The organism is Taklimakanibacter deserti, assembly GCA_003574785.1.
The window spans coordinates 62,917-81,520 of the sequence record QORU01000009.1 but is presented as its reverse complement, the minus strand read 5'-3'; the positions used below and the strand labels follow the sequence as shown (position 1 = coordinate 81,520).

20 protein-coding genes are annotated in these 18,604 nt (G+C 63.7%); 7 read left to right on the top strand and 13 right to left on the bottom strand.

All coding sequences use genetic code 11. The annotated features are described in order from the left end of the window. Window positions 1-22 precede the first annotated feature (22 nt). The 8 genes from trmD to olsC all read right to left on the bottom strand — a co-directional run bounded on the left by trmD (window position 23) and on the right by olsC (window position 7,430). Window positions 23-715: a tRNA (guanosine(37)-N1)-methyltransferase TrmD gene (gene trmD, locus DS839_RS19600; protein ID WP_119272158.1), complete on the bottom strand. Its 693-nt coding sequence runs from the start codon at window positions 713-715 to the stop codon at window positions 23-25. Next, window positions 712-1,245 (bottom strand): ribosome maturation factor RimM, encoded by a 534-nt coding sequence (gene rimM / locus DS839_RS19595; protein WP_119272157.1) that lies wholly within the window; start codon window positions 1,243-1,245, stop codon window positions 712-714. The genes trmD and rimM overlap by 4 nt, the downstream gene beginning before the upstream one ends. Window positions 1,246-1,254: 9 nt before the next feature. Then, entirely contained in the window at window positions 1,255-1,647 is a 393-nt protein-coding gene (gene rpsP, locus DS839_RS19590) for a 30S ribosomal protein S16 (protein ID WP_119272156.1), read from the bottom strand. A 22-nt stretch (window positions 1,648-1,669) separates the two neighbouring features. Continuing rightward, window positions 1,670-2,179 (bottom strand): GNAT family N-acetyltransferase, encoded by a 510-nt coding sequence (locus DS839_RS19585; RefSeq protein ID WP_119272155.1) that lies wholly within the window; start codon window positions 2,177-2,179, stop codon window positions 1,670-1,672. Between the two features lies 1 nt (window position 2,180). Then, entirely contained in the window at window positions 2,181-3,731 is a 1,551-nt protein-coding gene (ffh, locus tag DS839_RS19580) for a signal recognition particle protein (protein WP_119272154.1), read from the bottom strand. 183 nt (window positions 3,732-3,914) lie between these two features. Then, complete coding sequence (locus DS839_RS19575; RefSeq protein WP_119272153.1) at window positions 3,915-5,150, bottom strand: flavin monoamine oxidase family protein; 1,236 nt, start codon at window positions 5,148-5,150, stop codon at window positions 3,915-3,917. Window positions 5,151-5,234: 84 nt separating this feature from the next. Then, the gene (locus DS839_RS19570) at window positions 5,235-6,494 is read right to left on the bottom strand and encodes an MFS transporter (protein ID WP_119272152.1); all 1,260 of its coding nucleotides are present in this window, start codon (window positions 6,492-6,494) and stop codon (window positions 5,235-5,237) included. Between the two features lie 90 nt (window positions 6,495-6,584). After that, on the bottom strand, window positions 6,585-7,430 hold the full coding sequence (gene olsC / locus DS839_RS19565; protein ID WP_119272151.1) for an ornithine lipid ester-linked acyl 2-hydroxylase OlsC: 846 nt from the start codon (window positions 7,428-7,430) through the stop codon (window positions 6,585-6,587). Window positions 7,431-7,537: 107 nt separating this feature from the next. Here olsC and dapF point away from each other — a divergent pair, with 107 nt between their 5' ends. The 5 genes from dapF to DS839_RS19540 all read left to right on the top strand — a co-directional run bounded on the left by dapF (window position 7,538) and on the right by DS839_RS19540 (window position 12,082). Beyond that, a complete protein-coding gene (gene dapF / locus DS839_RS19560) occupies window positions 7,538-8,395 on the top strand; it encodes a diaminopimelate epimerase (protein ID WP_119272150.1) in 858 nt (285 codons plus the stop codon). 6 nt (window positions 8,396-8,401) lie between these two features. After that, window positions 8,402-9,664: a tRNA (N(6)-L-threonylcarbamoyladenosine(37)-C(2))-methylthiotransferase MtaB gene (gene mtaB, locus DS839_RS19555; RefSeq protein ID WP_119272149.1), complete on the top strand. Its 1,263-nt coding sequence runs from the start codon at window positions 8,402-8,404 to the stop codon at window positions 9,662-9,664. Beyond that, the gene (ftsY, locus tag DS839_RS19550) at window positions 9,661-10,743 is read left to right on the top strand and encodes a signal recognition particle-docking protein FtsY (protein WP_368911747.1); all 1,083 of its coding nucleotides are present in this window, start codon (window positions 9,661-9,663) and stop codon (window positions 10,741-10,743) included. Before mtaB ends, ftsY begins: the two co-directional genes overlap by 4 nt. Then, the gene (locus tag DS839_RS19545; protein WP_119272147.1) at window positions 10,740-11,294 is read left to right on the top strand and encodes a septation protein A; all 555 of its coding nucleotides are present in this window, start codon (window positions 10,740-10,742) and stop codon (window positions 11,292-11,294) included. The genes ftsY and DS839_RS19545 overlap by 4 nt, the downstream gene beginning before the upstream one ends. A gap of 287 nt (window positions 11,295-11,581) precedes the next feature. Further along, window positions 11,582-12,082, top strand: coding sequence for a MarR family winged helix-turn-helix transcriptional regulator (locus DS839_RS19540; protein WP_119272146.1), 501 nt, complete (start codon window positions 11,582-11,584; stop codon window positions 12,080-12,082). On the opposite strand, the gene DS839_RS19535 is transcribed toward DS839_RS19540, so the two are convergent. From DS839_RS19535 to ccmA, 5 genes are read right to left on the bottom strand one after another with little or no spacing between them, the layout of a single operon-like run. After that, window positions 12,060-12,635 (bottom strand): DsbE family thiol:disulfide interchange protein, encoded by a 576-nt coding sequence (locus tag DS839_RS19535; protein ID WP_119272145.1) that lies wholly within the window; start codon window positions 12,633-12,635, stop codon window positions 12,060-12,062. The genes DS839_RS19540 and DS839_RS19535 overlap by 23 nt on opposite strands. Beyond that, a complete protein-coding gene (ccmD, locus tag DS839_RS19530) occupies window positions 12,632-12,787 on the bottom strand; it encodes a heme exporter protein CcmD (protein WP_119272144.1) in 156 nt (51 codons plus the stop codon). The genes DS839_RS19535 and ccmD overlap by 4 nt, the downstream gene beginning before the upstream one ends. Then, window positions 12,787-13,509 (bottom strand): heme ABC transporter permease CcmC, encoded by a 723-nt coding sequence (gene ccmC, locus DS839_RS19525; protein ID WP_119272143.1) that lies wholly within the window; start codon window positions 13,507-13,509, stop codon window positions 12,787-12,789. Before ccmC ends, ccmD begins: the two co-directional genes overlap by 1 nt. A gap of 23 nt (window positions 13,510-13,532) precedes the next feature. Then, window positions 13,533-14,189 (bottom strand): heme exporter protein CcmB, encoded by a 657-nt coding sequence (gene ccmB / locus DS839_RS19520; RefSeq protein ID WP_368911746.1) that lies wholly within the window; start codon window positions 14,187-14,189, stop codon window positions 13,533-13,535. Continuing rightward, window positions 14,186-14,788, bottom strand: a complete 603-nt coding sequence (gene ccmA / locus DS839_RS19515; protein WP_119272142.1) for a heme ABC exporter ATP-binding protein CcmA — start codon at window positions 14,786-14,788, stop codon at window positions 14,186-14,188. Before ccmA ends, ccmB begins: the two co-directional genes overlap by 4 nt. A 179-nt stretch (window positions 14,789-14,967) precedes the next feature. Between ccmA and acnA the strand changes: the two genes are divergently transcribed. Together acnA and DS839_RS19505 are read left to right on the top strand one after the other, a co-directional pair. After that, on the top strand, window positions 14,968-17,676 hold the full coding sequence (gene acnA, locus DS839_RS19510; protein ID WP_119272141.1) for an aconitate hydratase AcnA: 2,709 nt from the start codon (window positions 14,968-14,970) through the stop codon (window positions 17,674-17,676). A gap of 77 nt (window positions 17,677-17,753) precedes the next feature. After that, entirely contained in the window at window positions 17,754-18,521 is a 768-nt protein-coding gene (locus tag DS839_RS19505) for a DUF1223 domain-containing protein (RefSeq protein ID WP_119272140.1), read from the top strand. The last annotated feature ends 83 nt before the right edge of the window (window positions 18,522-18,604 follow it).

Genomic DNA, 18,604 nt, shown 5'->3' with positions numbered 1-18,604 from the left:
TTACCTGCTGAGCCGGTTAAAATCAATTCTTTCTCTGCACATAAGCCTGCCAAAGATCGACGCGGCGTTTCTCGGTCAGCCTCTCGCGCTGCTCCTTCTTCCAGCGGTTCATCGCCTTGTGGTCCCCTGAGAGCAAAATCTCAGGGATTTCAAGGCCTTCCCAGGTCCGAGGCCGGGTATATTGCGGCTGTTCGAGAAGCCCGTCCTCGAAGCTTTCCTCGAAGCCCGACCGCTCATCGCCCATGACGCCCGGCAGAAGCCTGACCACCGCATCGAGGAGCGCCAAAGCCGCGGGCTCGCCGCCCGAGAGCACGAAATCGCCGAGCGAGACCTCGCGCAATTGCCGCCGCTCGATCACCCGCTCATCGACGCCCTCGAACCGCCCGCAGATGATGAGGGCGCCTGGACCTTGAGCCAGATGTCGGACGAGCCCCTGGGTCAGGCGCTCGCCCCTTGGCGACATCAAGAGACGCGGCCCCACATGCGGGGCCTGATCGATCGCCGCCGCCAGGATGTCGGGCTTCATCACCATGCCGGGCCCGCCGCCCGCCGGAGAATCGTCCACGCTGCGGTGCCGGTCGGTGGCCGATGCCCTGATGTCGCGCACGGCGAGCGACCAGATGCCCCCGTCCAGCGCCTTGCCGGCGAGCGATGTGCCGAGCGGTCCCGGAAACATCTCCGGGAACAGCGTCAATATGGTCGCCTGCCAGCTCATCCTCTTTGCCGTTCGTCCTCGTCGAGCCAGGTCGCCGGCAGATCGATGACGATCCGGCCCTTGGCGAGATCGATCTCAGGCACATAGTCTTGAGCGAAGGGCACCAGCACCGTCTCCTCAGCACCGTCACGGCGGATCTCGATCAGATCGCCGGCGCCGAAATTCGGCACCGCCACGACTGTCCCGAATTTTTCGCCGCCCATGTCCATCACCGTCACCCCGATGAGATCATGGATATAGACTTCATCAGCCTCGGGCGCCGGCAATTGCCGGCGCTGAACGAAGAGCTCGACGCCTTTGAGCGTCTCGGCCCGGTTGCGGTCGCCGACGCCTTTGAGCGTCGCGATGAAACCGTCCTTCTGGGCTTTCAGCCTTTGGATCTCGAAGCGCTCGCCGGTCGACGCGAGAAGCGCACCATAGGCCGCGATCGCTTTGGGATCGGCGGTGAAGCTTTTGAGCTTCACCTCGCCCTTGATGCCATGCGCACCGGTGATGACACCGGCCAGCACTTTATCGTCGGGCGAGGCCATGGCCTCGGACTAGCTCTGCGCTTCGGCCGGCGCGGCAGCGGCAGCAGCAGCGGCTTCAGCGGCCTTGGCGGCGGCGTCGGCTTGGGCCTTCTCGCGCTCCTGGCGCTTCTTGCCCGGCAGGGCCTTGTTCGGGTTGTTGCGCGCCTCGCGCTTCTTGAGGCCGGCCTTGTCGAGGAAGCGCAGCACGCGATCGGTCGGCTGTGCGCCCTTTTTGAGCCACGCCGCCGCCTTCTCGGCGTCGAGCTGCACGCGCTTCTCGTCGGTCTTGCCGAGCATCGGATTGAAGGCCCCGACCACGTCGATGAACTTGCCGTCGCGCGGTGATGCCGCATCGGCGACCACGATGTGGTAATAGGGCCGCTTCTTCGAGCCGGCACGCGACAGTCTGATCTTGAGTGACATTCAGTTTCTCCTTGGATTTGAATCAGTCGTTGTTGGGATAGAGATAGATGCGGTGAGGCTTGCCGTGCATGAGGAATTCTCCGTCAGGCACAGCGCCAAGCTTCTCGGCAACCTTGATCGATGCCGTGTTGCCGGGATCGATGTAGCTGACAAGACGGGCAAGCCCGATCTCGCGATAGCCGTAGTCGCGCACGCGCCGCGCCGCTTCCGCGGCATAGCCCTGCCCGCGGAATTCCGGCATGATGCCGTAGCCGATCTCGACATCGCCCCAGCCATCCGGAAACCACAGGCCGCCAAGGCCGGCGATCTTGCTGGTCGCTTTGTCTTCGAGCACCCACGGCCCGAAGCCCCGCAGGTGCCAATGGCCGATGGCGAGCGCCATGCGCCGCCACACATCGCTGCGCTTGATATCCTCGCCATAGACCGCCGCCGACTGGGGATCGCGATAGAAGGCGAGAAGCGGATCGACATCGCTTTCGCACCAATGGCGCAAGCGCAGTCTTTCCGTCTCGAGCTCGGGGAAGGGCGACATGTCATTTCTTCTTGCCCAGGCCCGGGAGCCCCTTGAAAGGCGAACCGCCGCCGAGACCCGGGAGCTTGCCGCCCAAGCCCGGCAGGCCCGTCGGCAGCTTCGGCATGTCGGGCAAGGCGCCGCCCTGCATCATGTCTTTCAGCTCGGGCGGGATCGCATTGGGATCGAGCTTGGCGAGCTCGGCCTGCATCTTCTCCATCTCGGCCGCGTCGGGGGCGCCCTTGCCGCCGAACATGCGGCTCATCAGGCCTTTGTTGCCGCCCATCTTCTTCATCATATCCGCCATCTGGATATGCATCTTGAGCAGGCGGTTGATCTCCTCGACCTTGGTGCCCGAGCCCGCGGCGACGCGCTTCTTGCGCGAGGCGTTCATGACCTTGGGATTGCGCTTCTCGAACTTGCTCATCGAGCCGATGATCGCCATCTGGCGCTTGAGCACCGAATTGTCGAGGTCGACACCTGCGAGCTGCTTCTTGATCTTGCCCATGCCGGGCAGCAATCCCATCATGCCCGACATGCCGCCGAGCTTCTGCAATTGCTGCAACTGCTCGGCGAGATCTTCGAGATCGAAGGCGCCCTTCTTCATGCGCTCGGCGATACGCTTCGCCTTGTCGGCATCGATCGACTGCGCCGCACGCTCGACCAGGCTGACGACGTCGCCCATGCCGAGAATGCGCCCGGCGATGCGCTGCGGATGGAAGTCCTCGAGCCCGTCGAGCTTCTCGCCGGTGCCCATGAGCTTGATCGGCTTGCCGGTGACGGCGCGCATCGACAGCGCCGCACCACCGCGGCCATCGCCGTCGATGCGGGTCAGGACGATGCCGGTGATGCCGATCTTCTCATCAAAACTCTTCGCCAGATTGACGGCGTCCTGGCCGGTGAGCGAGTCGGCGACGAGCAATGTCTCATTGGGCTTGGCGATGTCGCGCACCGCCGCCGCTTCGGCGAGGAGCTCTTCATCGATGTGAAGACGGCCGGCGGTGTCGAGCAGGACGACGTCGAAGCCGCCGCGGCGGGCTTCCGACATGGCGCGCCTGGCGATCTGGACCGGGTTCTCGCCCTTGACGATGGCAAGCGTCTCGACGCCCGTCTGCTGGCCCAATATCGCGAGCTGCTCCTGCGCCGCGGGCCGCCGCGTATCGAGCGAGGCCATCAGGACCTTGCGCTTCTCGCGCTCTTGCAGGCGCTTGGCGATCTTGGCCGTGGTCGTCGTCTTGCCCGAGCCCTGCAAGCCCACCATCAGGATCGGCACGGGCGGCGAGGCTCTGAGATTGAGCGTCGCCCCTTCCGAGCCCAAGGTCTCGACCAGGGCGTCATGGACGATCTTGACCACCATCTGGCCGGGCGTCACCGACTTGACCACGTCGGCGCCGACCGCCTTGGCCCTTACCTTGTCGATGAAGCCCTTCACCACATCGAGCGCCACGTCGGCCTCGAGCAGAGCGCGTCTCACTTCGCGCATCGCCGCATCGACATCGGCCTCCGACAGCGCACCGCGGCCGGTGAGCTTGTCGAGAATGCCGGAAAGGCGCTCTTGCAGTGTTTCGAACATACCCAGTTCCTTTTAGCCCAAACGCAAATGACACCCGGGGGCGCCACGCGCTGCCGGATGCCGGTTCATCACCTCCCGGGGACGAAACCCATGTGTGACGAAGCCTCGAGACGTTCAAGCGTCTTGAAATCGGGCCGTGTTCTAGGGTCCCAAGGGGCAAAAGTCAATTCTGGGATATGCTTCCTATTTCAGCGCCTCGCCGGCCTTGAGCGCGGCCGCTTCGCCCGAAAGCCTGGCCCCGGCGCAGGTCTGGATCAGCGATCCGCCCAGCGCCTCTCCGGCGAAGAAGATGCGGTTCCCGATGGGCTCCATCAGCGTCTTTCGCGCCGCGGCATAGCCTGGCCGCGCCGCCGCATAGGCGCCGCGGGCATAAGGATTGGCGCCCCAGTCGGTCATGGCGCTGCGCCCGATCTGCTTTTCGATATTGGCGCCGAATGTCCGCGTGAGGCTCTGCACCGCGAAATCGACCGCCGCCGCCTCTCCCGCCGCCGACAATTCCCAGGCGAAATCGCCGCCGACGAAGCCGATGAGAAGATCGCAGTCGAAGGGGAAGCACAGGAAATACACATCGTGATGGCCATGGCGCTCGATCAGGATGTCCTCGAAAGGTTTCAGGCCGAGCCGGTCGCCTTTGATCTCGAGCGGGATCTTGGTGAGAAGCCCCATCGGCAGATTGTGGACCGCTTCATCATGCGCGGGCGGCAGATCGGGCGTGAAGCGCAAGCCGCCGAAGGCCAGCACGCCGGTCGAGACCGTGACGATCGCCGCCTTGGCCTGGAGCTCGCCGCGCGGCGTTTCGGCAATGACACCGGGCCCGTCCCAGCGCAGCCGCTTGACCGGTGTCGCGAGCTCGACCGGGACATCGCGCGCCCACTGCGCCACCACGGCGCCAAAGCCTTCGCGCACCAGGAAATTGGGATCGAGATCGGCGGCGGCCATCAGGTCGGCGGCGGATATCTCATCCAGGTCCTGGGCGAAATCCATCGGCCCTGCATAGGTGCCGGCCGCGGCACTCGCCGCCGAGACCTCGAGAAGCTCGGCCAGCCTGTCGCCTTTCGCCGTCTTGTGCTCGAGCAGGGAAGCGAACTCGAAATCGGCCTTGAACATCTGCGCCATTTCGACCGCGGTGGCGCGCCTGGCGCCGAAATAGAGCCGGTCGAGATTGAGATCGTGATGTTGCAATGTCGCATTCTGGGCGATGGCTTCGTCGAAGAAGGGATTGCGGTCGGCGGCATGCATCCAGGCGCAGCCCCAGTCGAAGGGCACGCCGAACCTGGCCGTCACCGTATGGGCACGCCCCCCGATGCGGTCCTGCGCCTCGAGGATCCGGACCGATTTGCCCTGGGCGATGAGGGTTTTCGCCGCGCCGAGCCCCGCGGCGCCGGCGCCGATGATGATGACGTCTGTTGCTGAAGCCATTTCGCGCACCCGCTTCCCACGGAACGCCCTCTCGCAGCGTCAGAATGTCTGTGCGCGCCGGTTTACGCAAGCCTCAATTTGAGATCATTCGGCGGGCGCCAGTATTAACCCTCTTTGCCGCCGGTTCTCCTTGACGAAGAATACCATCAGGCCGGCGAGCACGGCCGTGGCGAAGGCCGCCCACCACATTTCGGTATAGCGGGCGAAGAGGTCGAACAGATAGCCGCCCATGAAGGAGCCGAGAGCGCCCCCCAGCGCATGTCCGCCGCTGATCAGCCCCATGGCGAGGCCCATGATCTTGAGGCCGAGATGTGAGGCGGCGAGGCTCGCCGTCGGCGGCACGGTCGAATAGTCGAAGATGCCGTAGATGACCGCAAAGACGAACAGCATCTCATAGCTCGTTCCCACATGCATGAGCACCAGGAAGGAGAAGGAGCGCACGATGTAGATGCTGCCCAAAAGCAGCGGCCGGTTGACCTTGTCAGTGAGCCAGCCCGAAAGGAACATGCCGGCGAGATTGATGGCCATGATGCCGCCATAGACGCCTGACGCCGGCACCGGCGGGAAGCCGCAAAAGGCCGCATAGGGCAGGAAATGCGTCTCGATGGCGCCGGTGGTGGTGACGCCGCAGATGAAGAAGCTCCAATAGAGAATGTGGAAGGTCGGATTGGTGAGGAGAAATCTGAGCCGCGTCCACAGAGGCTCCTGCGACAGGGTCTCGGCCTTCCGGGTTTCGGCCGCCGCATCGGCGCCGGGCTTGAGCGCCACCCAGATCACCACTGCCATCCCGACGCAGGCCAGCGCCACTGCGATGATGCTCCATTGCCAGCTCACATAAGCGAGACCCGCCGTGACCAGGGGAACGGTGATGAACTGCCCGGCCGTGGCGCCCGAATTGGCGATGCCGGTGGCAAGCCCACGCTGCTCGGTGAAGAGCTTGGCGATGGCGGTCGAGATCAGATGCATGTTCGCCGTGGCGAAGCCGACGCCGCCGACGAGGCCGTAGCCGACAATATAGAGTGCAGCGACCGGGAAGCTGGCGAACAGGAGCAAGCCTGCCGCAACGACAAGCAGACCGGCCGTCAGCATCACCCGCGCGCCATAGCGGTCGGCGAGATTGCCGGCGATCGGCGCCACGATGGCGACCATCACCAGGGCCACCGACTGCCCCGAGCTGATGAAGGTCTTCGACCAGCCGAGCGTCCTGGTCCAGTCGTCGGTCATGATCGCCACGACCTGGCGCGCCGACATCACGATGGAGAGCACGGCGAAGCACAGCCAGACGACGACCCAGGGATTGAGTCGGCGCGAGCCCGGAAGAGCGGAAGTCATTGCTTGAGTCATGCCGCTCCCTTGGCGTGACGGGCACGGCTCGGTCCAGCGAAATTATTTGATGGATATATCGCCAGCGTTGATATATGCGCGGGGCGCTGCCTAGCTTTGCGGCCGGTTCCGCAGCGCTTCCGCTTCGGCGTAGAAGCGCTTCTCCCATTCCTTGTGGTTGTCGAGGCCTTCGCGGATGAAGGGTGTGAACAGCGCGATGTTCATCAACAGCCAGTTGACGAAATTGGCCGGGAAGCGGAGCGGCTTCACGAAGTCGACGAACAGCACCACACGCGTCTTGTCGGAATGATTCCACGCCTCATGCTCATAGGCATCGTCGAAAATGAGAACCTTGCCCTCGCTCCAATGGCAGACCTGGTCCTTCACCCGGATCGCGATCTTGTCGCGGGGCTCCGGCACGATGAGGCCGAGATGGAGCCTGAGCACGCCATTGTAGGGACCTCTATGCGCCGGCAGGTGCTTGCCCGGCTCGAAGATCGAGAACATCGCGGTCTTGAGTCCGGGAATGGCCTGGACGGCCTTCCAGGTCTCAGGGCATTGCGCGATGTTCTGCTCGGACTTCATGCCGAAAGCGAGCAGGAAGAAGGTCTTCCAGCCCTGATCGGTGCTGATGGTCTTCACATCGGCAGAGATGTCCTGAAAATTCGGCAACTCTGATTTGCGCACGAGGACACGCTCGAGCTCGGCCCGGATCTTGGGCGCGGCCTTCTCGATCTCGACCGCCCAGGGGAAGACCCGGTTGTCATAGACCGGCGGGTTGCCGAGCTTGGCATATTTCAAATTGAGCCTTTCGGCCCTGGCGACCACGCCCATGAAGAAGCGGGTAAGCGCGCTGGGCCTTTCGAGCGGTGCGATCCCGGCGGTGGCATATTGCTGATCGGCGCCCTCGTCCCGTCTCCCGGCGGCGAAGGCATCCTGCGTGGTATTGGCAGTCATGGGAATGATTGCTTATGGCTGCTTCGTGGCGGCTCTATGGCATAAACCGCGGCCAGGGGGAAGCAAAGGGCTGGCTTTCCCGGACCCTTTCACCATATAAACCGGCCATGAACGGGTTGGCCCCCAGGGAATTCCGCAAGATGAACGGGCTCGGCAACGATTTTGTCGTGCTCGACGCCCGCTCGCGTCCGGCGGTGATCAGCGACGCGCAGGCCCGCGCCATTGCCGACCGCAAGACCGGGATCGGCTGCGACCAGCTCATCGTCATCGGGCCTTCCAAGACGGCCGATGTGCAAATGCGCATCTGGAACAATGCCGGCTTCGAGGTCGAATCCTGCGGCAACGCCTCGCGCTGCATCGCCGATATTCTGTTCGCCGAGAAAGGCTCGTCCGCGGCCACCATCGATACTCTGGGCGGCTTCCTCGTCTGCGAGAAGGGCGAAAACGGCATGGTGACGGTCGATATGGGGGCGCCCCGCTTCGGCTGGCAGGACATCCCCTTGTCCGAGCCCTTCCCCGATACGCGTCATATCGAATTGCAGCTCGGTCCCATCGACGCGCCCCTGATCCATTCGCCCTCGGTGGTCAATGTCGGCAACCCGCATTGCATCTTCTGGGTGAAGGACCTCGACGTCGTCGACCTCGCCAAAGCGGGACCGATGCTCGAGCACCATCCGCTGTTCCCGGAGCGCGCCAATATTTCCTTGGCCCGCGTCGATGCCAAGGACCACATCACGCTCAAAGTATGGGAGCGCGGCGCCGGCCTCACCCGTGCCTGCGGCACGGCGGCCTGCGCCACCATAGCGGCGGCGGCGCGCATCAAGCTTACCGACCGTAAGGCGACCGTGACCCTTCCCGGCGGCGATCTCGCCATGGAGTGGCGCGAAGCCGACGATCACATTCTGATGACCGGCCCCATCGCCTATGAATTCGAGGGTACATTGCCCGCTCATCTTGCGGTGTGATGCCCCATGTCGAAGCCTGACATCATCACTTTCGGCTGCCGCCTCAACGCCTATGAATCGGAGGTCATGCGCCACGAGGCCGAGAAGGCCGGCCTCGAAAACGCAGTCATCTTCAACACCTGCGCGGTGACGGCGGAAGCGACGCGCCAGGCGCGCCAGGCGATCAGGCGGGCGCGCAAGGAGAACCCTGAAGCGCGTATCATCGTCACCGGCTGCGCGGCCCAGACGACGCCTGAGATGTTTTCCGAGATGCCGGAGGTCGACCTCGTTCTCGGCAATGAGGAGAAGCTCGATTCCAAGAGCTATCGTTTCCCCGATTTCGGCTTGGGCGCCGAGGAGCGCGTCAAGGTAAACGACATCATGTCGGTGCGCGAGACGGCGCTCCACATGATCGACGGCTTCACCGAGCGCACCCGCGCCTTCGTGCAGGTCCAGAATGGCTGCGACCATCGCTGCACCTTCTGCATCATTCCCTTTGGCCGCGGCAATTCGCGCTCGGTGCCGGCGGGCGACGTGGCCGAGCAGATCCGCCGCCTCGCCAACAACGGCTATTCCGAGATCGTGCTGTCGGGCGTCGACATCACCTCCTGGGGCGCCGATCTGCCCGGCCGCCCGCGTCTCGGCAATCTCGTCCGCCGCATCCTCAAGGCGGTGCCCGAGCTCAAGCGCCTGCGCCTCTCGTCGATCGATTCGATCGAGGCGGATGCGGATCTGATGCGCGCCATCGCCGAGGAGGAGCGGCTGATGCCGCATCTCCATCTGTCGCTGCAGGCGGGCGACGACATGATCCTCAAGCGCATGAAGCGCCGCCATTTGCGCGACCATTCGATCGCCTTCTGTGCGGACGTGCGCAAGCTCCGGCCCGACATGGTCTTCGGTGCCGACATCATCGCCGGCTTCCCGACCGAGACCGAGGCGATGTTCGAGAATTCGCTGAACATCGTCGAGGAATGCGGTCTTACTTATCTGCATGTCTTCCCGTTTTCGCCGCGCCCGGGAACGCCCGCTGCGCGCATGCCGCAGCTGCCCAAACCCGTCATCCAGGACCGTGCCCGCGCCTTGCGGGAGAAGGGCCGGGAGCGGTTCGATGCGTTTCTGGGCCGGGAGGTGGGCGCCCTGCGCTCGATCCTCATCGAGACCCCCTCCTCGGGACGCACGGAACATTTCGCCTCGGTGAAATTCGTCCAGCGCATGAGCGCCGGTGCCATCGTCCGTGCCAAGGTGACGGGCCGCGGCAGCGATCACCTCGAGGCGAGCCTCGCGGCATGAGCTTCTTCAAGAAACTCTTCAACCGGGGCGCCGGACAAAAGGACGAAGCCGCCCCGCCCCCCGAAGAGCTGGTCGAGGCTCTGCAGCCCGCGCCCGAGCCGGAACCCGAACCATCGCCCGCCGCGGGATCGGATGAAGCGCCGGTCGCGCCGCCGCAACAGCGGGGCGGCTGGTTCAATCGCCTCAAGGCGGGGATGGCGAAATCATCGCGCTCGCTCACCGGATCGATCACCGCCATCTTCACCAAGCGCCGGCTCGATGCGGCGACGCTGGACGAGCTCGAGGACGTCTTGATCCAGGCCGATCTCGGGGTCGAGATGACGACCCGCATCGTCAAGGCGGTCTCGGCCGGGCGCTATGACAAGGAGATCGATCCGCAAGAGGTGAAGGCGATTCTCGCCGGCGAAGTGGCGAAGGTCCTGAAGCCGGTCGAGGTCCCATTCAACTTCGGCGCCCAGAAGCCTTTCGTCATCCTGGTGGTCGGCGTCAACGGATCAGGCAAGACCACAACCATCGGCAAGCTCGGCGCCATCGCGGCGGGTGAGGGCTTTTCCGTGATGCTGGCCGCCTGCGACACGTTCCGCGCGGCGGCGATCGAGCAGCTCTCGGTCTGGGGCAAGCGCATCGGCGCCAAGGTGATCGCGCGTCCGACCGGAGCGGACGCCGCCGGCCTTGCTTTCGACGCGATGCGGGAAGCCAAGGCCGAGGCTGCCGACATCCTCATCATCGACACGGCCGGCCGGCTGCAGAACAAGGCCAATCTCATGGCCGAGCTCGAAAAGATCGTGCGCGTCATCAAGAAGCAGGACGAGACGGCGCCGCATGCGGTCCTCCTGGTGCTCGACGCCACCACCGGCCAGAACGCCATTTCCCAGGCCGACGTCTTCACCAAGGTGGCGGGCGTCACCGGCCTCATCATGACCAAGCTCGACGGCACGGCGCGCGGCGGCATCCTCGTTGCCATTGCCGAGCGCTTCAAGCTTCCCATTCACGCCATCGGCGTGGGCGAGCAGATCGAGGATCTGCAGCCTTTCGACGCCAATGCCTTTTCGCGCGCCATTGCAGGTCTGGAAGAATGAACCCGATTGTCAAGATTATCATCGAAGCCGGCCCGCTGATCGCCTTCTTCCTTTCCAACTGGCTGGGCGGCATATTCTGGGCGACCGGCATCTTCATGGCGGCGACCGCCTTGGCCCTGCTTCTGTCCTGGATTCTGACCGGCAAGCTCGCGGTCATGCCGCTGATCAGCGCCGGCTTCGTCGCGGTCTTCGGCGTCTTGACCCTCTGGCTTCACGACGAAACCTTCATCAAGGTGAAAGTCACGCTCATCAACGCCCTGTTCGGCGTGGTTCTTCTCGGCGGCTTGTTCTTTGGGCAGACTTTTCTGAAGTATGTGATGGGTGAAGCCATCAAGATGACCGATGAAGGTTGGCGCGCGCTCACCATACGCTGGGGAATTTTCTTTTTGTGCATCGCCGTCGCCAACGAAGTCGTGTGGCGGATGGTACCGACTGATACCTGGGTGAATTTCAAGGTGGCGCTGCTGCCCGTGACGCTGGTTTTTGCCCTGTCGCAGGCGCCAATGATGACCAAACACATGATTCAGGACGATCCCAAGACGCCAAATTAGTATTGGATCGGCGCGACAGCACTATTTGTCGCATTTCGAGACCGTTCCGTATGCTGACGATGAGTTCCGGCGCAAGCGAGAATTGTTTCTCGCAATTGCAAAACAGCATTTTGCTTTATCCTCTTGCCGTCCTCGCTATGAGGCGCTAGGACAAATGGCTTCGGGTGACGGTGACAACAAGCTTGAGCGTTTTCGGGGCGAAAAGGCCAAGCGATAATCATCCGGAACGAGGCATCAGATACGCGGGGCGAGGCTGGCGGCTTGCTCGGCGGCAGGAGTAGGGGTCGATGACAGGCAACAAAGACGTGAAGCAGCTTTCACGCTCGCCATATCATCTTTTGAAGAGAGCAGCTCAATACGCAGCCTATGTCTATCAGGGGGAGGTCGGGAAGGCCGGCCTGACACAGCGCCAATTCACCGTTCTCATCGCCGTCGACCAGAATGAAGGCGTGAGCCAGACGGCACTGGTGAAGATGACCGGCATCGACCGTTCGACCTTGGCCGACCTGGTGGCCCGGCTTCTCGCGCAGGGCTATCTGCAGCGCCGCCGCACCAAGGATGACGGCCGCACCAATTCGGTGCGCATCACCTCGGCCGGCAAGCGCATGCTGAAGCTCGCGCAACCGGGAGCCGATGAAGTCGACAAGCAAGTGCTTGCCGCGGTGCCGCCCGGCCACCGCAAGCCGTTCACCGAGGCCTTGACGCTTCTCGCTGCAGAGATGGACCGCATCGAGGACGAGAACGAGGTCAAGCCCGCCCTCAAGATCAAGAACCGCCGCCGCGCTTGATCGCTTTGATCTTTGGAATGATTTCGTTGTTGAGGGCTTCTCCGGTGAGAGGCCCGATCCATTTCAGGCGGATCACGCCCTCGCCGTCGACCAGGAAGCTCTCCGGCACGCCATAGACGCCCCAGTCGACCGCCGCCCGCCCGGTCGGATCGCTGCCCACGGCGGCGAAGGGAACCCCGAGCGTGATCAGGAACCGGCGGGCATTTGCCGGATCATCCTTGTAGTTGATGCCGACGACGCGAAGATCCTCGCGCTTGGCGAGCTCCATGAGCAAGGGATGCTCGGTTCGGCAGGGCACGCACCAGGATGCCCAGACATTGACCAGCGTGATCGCGCCCTTTTTCAGATCGCCCGTGGCAAGTCCGGGGAGATTCAAGCCCTCGACCGGCGCAAGCGTGAAATCGGGCACGGGCTTGTTGATCAAGACCGAGGGAACCTCGGCGGGATCGCCCGACAGGCCGCGATAGAACAGAGCGGCAAGCACGAGGAACACCGCCACCGGCAGGATGGTGAGCCAACCGCGCGACCGGGACTGCGAGGGGGCATCGGTCATGGTGCGCTTGGCCTGTCGCGGTCGAGAGCAGCCGCTTGCCGCTTGAGCTTGCGGTCGCGCAGAAAGATGAAGAGCACCAGTGCCGCGAGGCCGGCGAAGCTCGCGGCATAGGCGGCGATCACGAAGGCGATATGGGCGGCGGTGAGATCCATCAGCGGCCTTCGAGCCTCGCGAACTGCAGCTGCCGGATCTTACGCGAGGTGATCTCGCTGCGCATCGCGATGAGGAGCAGCCCGAGGAACAGCAGGAGATAGGCGAGTGCCATGACGAGCAAGGGCCACAGCATGCGCTGATCGATGGTGGGGCCTCCCATGCGGAAGACGGAGGCGCCCTGATGCAGGGAATTCCACCAATCGACGGAGAATTTGACGATCGGCACGTTGATGAAGCCGGCAATCGCGACGATGCGCGCCACGAGTGCGGCGCGATGCGGGTCCTCGATCGCCTGCCAGATGGCCATATAGCCGAGATAAAGAAGGAACAGCACGAACATCGAGGTCAGGCGCGCGTCCCACACCCACCAGGCGCCCCACATGGGCTTGCCCCACAGTGATCCGGTGACGAGTGCCAGCAGGCAGAACATGGCGCCGATGGGAGCTGCGGCCTTGGCCGCCATGTCGGCCAGCGGATGGCGGAAGATGGCCGCCGAGGCGCTCGCCACCGCCATTGCGCTATAGACCATGAGCGCCATCCAGGCGGCCGGCACATGAACGAACATGATGCGGACCGTCTCACCCTGCTGGTAGTCGGCGGGGGCCGTGACCAGCGCCATATAGAGCCCCACCGCGAAAGCGATCGCCGTCAGGACCCAGATCGGCGCGAGGATCGCCTGGGCGAGCTTGAGGAACCGGGCCGGATTGGCGAGTTGCTGCATGGCGCTTATTTAGGGTTCCTGGCTCATTTCAGATAGGCGCGCAACGCCGCAGCGGCCGCAACCGGGACTAGGACGAGGCTGGCCAGGACGAGCGCCGTCAGGATGAGGAGCGACGGCCCGATGAGCTCGGAATTGGAGCTTGCCGCCACGCCGAAGATGAGACAGGGCACATAGAAGGGCAGGATCAGGAGCGAGACCAGGAGGCCGCCGCGCCGGAGCGCCACGGTGATCGCGGCACCCAGCGCCGCCAGCAGCGACAGGAAGAGCGAGCCCAGGATCATGGCGAGGCTGAGCGGCGGGATGGCCTCTGGATCGAGATTGATCAGGAAGCCGAACAAGGGTGCGGCGATGGCGAGCGGCAAGGCGGTGGTGAGCCAATGCGCTGAGGCCTTGGCCAGCACCACGAGCTCGAGCGGCACCACGCCGAGCGCCATCGCATCGAGCGAACCGTCCTCATAGTCCGATTGGAAGATCCGCTCCGCCGACAAGAGAACGGACAATAGCAGCGCGATCCATAAGGCGCCCGGCGCGATGCGCTGCAGCAGCGCCTGGTCGGGGCCTAGCCCCAAGGGCAAGAGGACGATCACCGTCACGAAGAAGCCGATCGCCGTGCCCGCGCCACCGCCTTGCCTGGTGGCGAGCCTGAGGTCACGCCGGATGAGCGCCCAGATCAGCTTCACCTGGCCGCCCCCAGGACGATCGTCGCATCAGCCGCGAGGGCGAGTGCCGCATGGGTGGCGATGACGGCAAGGCCGCCGCCCGACAAATGGCCGCGCAGGAGCTGCATCAGCCGCTCGAGCGAGGCCTGGTCGAGGCCGAGCGTCGGTTCGTCCAGGAGCCAGAGGAGACGCGGCACCAGAGCGAGCCGTGCGAGCGACAGGCGGCGCTTCTGCCCGGCCGAGAGGAGTGCGGCCGGATATTGGGCGAGATCGACGAGATCGAAGGCGGCGAGCGCCCTGTCGAGATCGCCGCCGCCCAGGAAGTCGCTCCAGAATTCGAGATTCTCGGCCACCGTCAGCGGCGATTTGATCGCCTCCTGATGCGCCGCGTAATGGGCTTGCTGGCCGATGGTGAGCTCGGCGCTGCCGCCATCGAGGACGATCTCGCCCTGGACCGGCTCGCCGAGCCCGGCGATCAGGCGCAGGAGCGAAGACTTGCCCGAGCCATTGGGGCCCCGGAGCTCCAGGAGCTGGCCCGAGGAGAGGGCAAAATTCACATTGCTGAAGACCGCCCGGCCGCCGCGCTGGCAGGCGAGCGATTTTGCCTGAAGTTGGACCATCGTCCATCCGCTTAACCCATTGGGGAGCGGGAGGCAAAGCGATCAAGCCTTTTTTCCCATGTCCCCCGGGAATGTGACATTCCGACAGATGGGGCGGCTCATGTCTTGGCATTGTGACGGAAATGGAACTATATGCTGGGCATCCCGCCCAGAGACCAATTTGTACCAAGGATCAGCCTATGACCGCGACGTCCCTCGACTCCTTCAAAAGCCGCAAAACGTTGAAGGTGGGCGCCAAGACCTATGCCTATTTCAGCCTCAAGGCCGCCGAGAAGAACGGACTGGCCGGAATTTCCTCCCTGCCCTATTCGCTCAAGGTGCTGCTCGAGAATCTCCTGCGTCACGAGGATGGCCGCTCCGTCACCAAGGAGAGCATCACCAATTTCGCCCATTGGCTCACCAATCGCGGCAAGGCCGAGAACGAGATCGCCTATCGGCCGGCGCGCGTGCTCATGCAGGACTTCACCGGCGTGCCGGCGGTCGTCGATCTCGCCGCCATGCGCGATGCGATGCGCAACCTGGGCGGCGATCCAAAGAAGATCAATCCGCTGGCGCCGGTCGATCTCGTCATCGATCATTCGGTGATGGTCGATTTCTTCGCCAATTCGAAAGCCTTCAAGCAGAATGTGGCCCTCGAATATGACCGCAATGGCGAGCGCTACACTTTCCTCAAATGGGGCCAGAGCGCCTTCGACAATTTCCGTGTCGTGCCGCCCGGCACCGGCATCTGCCATCAGGTGAATCTCGAATATCTCGCCCGCACCGTATGGACGAAGAAGGTTCAGGAGAAGGGCAAGACCGTCGAATATGCCTTCCCCGACACGCTGGTCGGCACCGACAGCCACACCACCATGGTCAACGGCCTTGCCGTGCTGGGCTGGGGTGTGGGCGGCATCGAGGCGGAAGCGGCCATGCTCGGCCAGCCGACCTCCATGCTCATCCCGGAAGTCATCGGCTTCCGCCTCGAGGGTCAGTTGCCGGAAGGCACCACCGCCACCGATCTCGTTCTCACCGTGACCCAGATGCTGCGCAAGAAGGGCGTGGTCGGCAAGTTCGTCGAGTTCTATGGCCCGGGCCTCGCCAATCTGGCGCTGGCCGACATGGCGACGATCGCCAATATGGCGCCCGAATATGGCGCGACATGCGGCTTCTTCCCGGTCTCGGCCGAGACACTCGACTATCTGAAGAGCACCGCGCGTCCCGCGGGCCAAGTCGCTCTCGTCGAGGCCTATGCCAAGGCACAAGGCATGTTCTGGACCGCCAAATCGGCCGATCCCGTCTTCACCGATACGCTCACCCTCGATCTCGCGACCGTCGAGGCTTCGATGGCGGGGCCGAAGCGTCCGCAGGATCGCGTCACGCTGAAGAATGCGGCGCCCGATTTCGCCACCGTCATGGCGAACGAGTTCAAGAAGGCCGACGAGTTGCACAAGCGCTTCAAGGTCGATGGCGCCAATTTCGATCTGGGCCACGGCGATGTGGTGATCGCCGCCATCACCTCCTGCACCAACACCTCCAATCCCTCCGTCATGATCGGCGCCGGCCTCCTCGCCCGCAATGCGGTGAAGAAAGGCCTCACCGTCAAGCCGTGGGTGAAGACCTCGCTCGCGCCGGGCAGCCAGGTGGTGACCGAATATCTGAAATCGTCGGGCCTGCAGAAGGACCTCGACAAGCTCGGCTTCGGTCTCGTGGGCTATGGCTGCACCACCTGCATCGGCAATTCGGGGCCCTTGCCCGAGGCGATCTCGGAGACGATCAAGAAGAACGATCTCGTCGCCGCCGCCGTGCTTTCCGGCAACCGCAATTTCGAAGGCCGCGTCAATCCGGATGTCAGGGCCAACTATCTGGCCTCGCCGCCGCTCGTCGTCGCCTATGCGCTGGCGGGCTCGCTCAATGTCGATCTGAGCAAGGATCCTTTGGGTCTCGGCAAGGACGGCAAGCCCGTCTATCTCAAGGACATCTGGCCCGGGGCCAAGGAGATCGCCGCGAGCGTGCGCAAGAACGTCACCCGCAAGGCCTTCGCCACCAAATACAAGGACGTGTTCAAGGGCGACGCCGAGTGGCGCAAGATCAAGGTCGAGGGCGGCCTCACCTTCAAATGGAGCCCCTCTTCCACCTATGTTCAGAACCCGCCCTATTTCGAGGGGATGAAGATGACGCCGGATCCGGTGACCGATGTCGTCAACGCCCGCATTCTGGGTCTCTTCCTCGATTCGATCACCACCGACCACATCTCGCCCGCCGGCAACATCAAGGCGACGAGCCCCGCCGGCATCTATCTCACCGAGCACCAGGTGCGCCCCGTCGATTTCAACTCCTATGGCGCGAGGCGCGGCAATCACGAAGTCATGATGCGCGGCACCTTCGCCAATATCCGCATCAAGAACCAGATGGTGCCGGGTGTCGAAGGCGGCGTGACCAAGCACTACCCTTCCGGCGAGCAGATGCCGATCTATGACGCGGCGATGCGCTACGCGCAGGAAGGCGTGCCGCTCGTCATCTTCGCCGGCAAGGAATATGGCACCGGTTCCTCGCGCGACTGGGCGGCGAAGGGTACGCGGCTGCTCGGCGTGCGCGCCGTGGTGGCGCAGAGCTTCGAGCGCATCCACCGCTCCAATCTCGTCGGCATGGGCGTGGCTCCGCTCCAGTTCAAGGACGGCGAGAGCTGGCAGGCCCTCGGTCTCAAGGGTGACGAAATAGTAACCATTCATGGGTTAGCTGAAGGGCTCAAACCGCGGGCCACGCTTCAGTTGATGATCACCGCACCTGATGGCGCGGGCCGCATCATAGATGTGCAGTGCCGGATCGATACGCTCGACGAGCTGGACTATTACAAGCAGGGCGGCATCATGCCCTATGTCCTGCGCGGCCTCGCAAAAGCGGCGTAATTTCCGTCACCAGCTTGTGAGTGGGCTCACCTGAACGTGACTCGATGGGGTGTCATGTTTACGTCATATAGGCCGGGATGCAGAACTCGCTTGAAGTGACCCGCCGGGGCGTGCTGGCGCTGGCCGCCGGTGCCGCGGCGTCGGGCCTCGTGGGCCGCGCCAAGGCCGACGCTGCCGTACGCCCGGCGATCGTCGAATTGTTCACCAGCCAAGGCTGCTCGTCCTGCCCGCCCGCCGATGCCTTCATGGAAGAGGTGCGTGCCATGAAGGACGTCGTGGCGCTGACCTACAATGTCGATTACTGGGACTATCGCGGCTGGCGCGACACGCTGGCGGCGCCGGAAAATTCCAAGCGCCAGTATAAATATGCCAAGGCGCGCGGCGACATGGACGTCTATACGCCGCAGATGATCATCGACGGCGCCTCGCATGTGGTCGGCAGCCAGAAGGCGGCGGTGATCGGAGCCATCAAGCATTCGCTGCTGACCCCGCCGCCAATGTGGATCCCGGTGTCCATTTTTGCCAATGACGCCGAATTCCAGATCACCGTCGATCCCGCACCGCCCGACGTGCCGGCCCCCCTCGCCACCCTCTGGTTCGTGTCGGTCGCGCCGCAGATGCCCGTCGAGATTGAAAAGGGCGAGAATGCCGGCCAGAAGATCACCTATCTGAATGTCGTGCGCCGGCTCGTGCCGGCCGGCATGTGGCATGGCGAGAGCACAACCTTCACGTTGCCCAAGGACAGCGTGATGACGGAAGAGAGCACGAGCTGCGTCGCTTTGCTGCAGATGAAGCCTCTGGGCCGCGTCCTCGGCTGCGCCGTCTGGGGCCGTCTAAGCGCCTAAAAAATCAGCTTGAAACCTGCGAAATGGGCTGCGGACAAAGGGGTCCGCGAACCAACTGGCGCTCGCAATTCCTATTGCAATGA

Coding starts and splice junctions, on each gene's coding strand:
- rpsP (WP_119272156.1), bottom strand. CDS start 1,647: ATGTCACTCAAGATCAGACTGTCGCGTGCCGGCTCGAAGAAGCGGCCC.
- ccmA (WP_119272142.1), bottom strand. CDS start 14,788: ATGGTCCAACTTCAGGCAAAATCGCTCGCCTGCCAGCGCGGCGGCCGG.
- mtaB (WP_119272149.1), top strand. CDS start 8,402: ATGTCGAAGCCTGACATCATCACTTTCGGCTGCCGCCTCAACGCCTAT.
- acnA (WP_119272141.1), top strand. CDS start 14,968: ATGACCGCGACGTCCCTCGACTCCTTCAAAAGCCGCAAAACGTTGAAG.
- DS839_RS19575 (WP_119272153.1), bottom strand. CDS start 5,150: ATGGCTTCAGCAACAGACGTCATCATCATCGGCGCCGGCGCCGCGGGG.
- DS839_RS19505 (WP_119272140.1), top strand. CDS start 17,754: ATGCAGAACTCGCTTGAAGTGACCCGCCGGGGCGTGCTGGCGCTGGCC.
- DS839_RS19540 (WP_119272146.1), top strand. CDS start 11,582: ATGACAGGCAACAAAGACGTGAAGCAGCTTTCACGCTCGCCATATCAT.
- ftsY (WP_368911747.1), top strand. CDS start 9,661: ATGAGCTTCTTCAAGAAACTCTTCAACCGGGGCGCCGGACAAAAGGAC.
- trmD (WP_119272158.1), bottom strand. CDS start 715: ATGAGCTGGCAGGCGACCATATTGACGCTGTTCCCGGAGATGTTTCCG.
- DS839_RS19570 (WP_119272152.1), bottom strand. CDS start 6,494: ATGACTCAAGCAATGACTTCCGCTCTTCCGGGCTCGCGCCGACTCAAT.
- ccmC (WP_119272143.1), bottom strand. CDS start 13,509: ATGCAGCAACTCGCCAATCCGGCCCGGTTCCTCAAGCTCGCCCAGGCG.
- DS839_RS19535 (WP_119272145.1), bottom strand. CDS start 12,635: ATGACCGATGCCCCCTCGCAGTCCCGGTCGCGCGGTTGGCTCACCATC.
- DS839_RS19545 (WP_119272147.1), top strand. CDS start 10,740: ATGAACCCGATTGTCAAGATTATCATCGAAGCCGGCCCGCTGATCGCC.
- olsC (WP_119272151.1), bottom strand. CDS start 7,430: ATGACTGCCAATACCACGCAGGATGCCTTCGCCGCCGGGAGACGGGAC.
- DS839_RS19585 (WP_119272155.1), bottom strand. CDS start 2,179: ATGTCGCCCTTCCCCGAGCTCGAGACGGAAAGACTGCGCTTGCGCCAT.
- ccmD (WP_119272144.1), bottom strand. CDS start 12,787: ATGGATCTCACCGCCGCCCATATCGCCTTCGTGATCGCCGCCTATGCC.
- dapF (WP_119272150.1), top strand. CDS start 7,538: ATGAACGGGTTGGCCCCCAGGGAATTCCGCAAGATGAACGGGCTCGGC.
- ffh (WP_119272154.1), bottom strand. CDS start 3,731: ATGTTCGAAACACTGCAAGAGCGCCTTTCCGGCATTCTCGACAAGCTC.
- rimM (WP_119272157.1), bottom strand. CDS start 1,245: ATGGCCTCGCCCGACGATAAAGTGCTGGCCGGTGTCATCACCGGTGCG.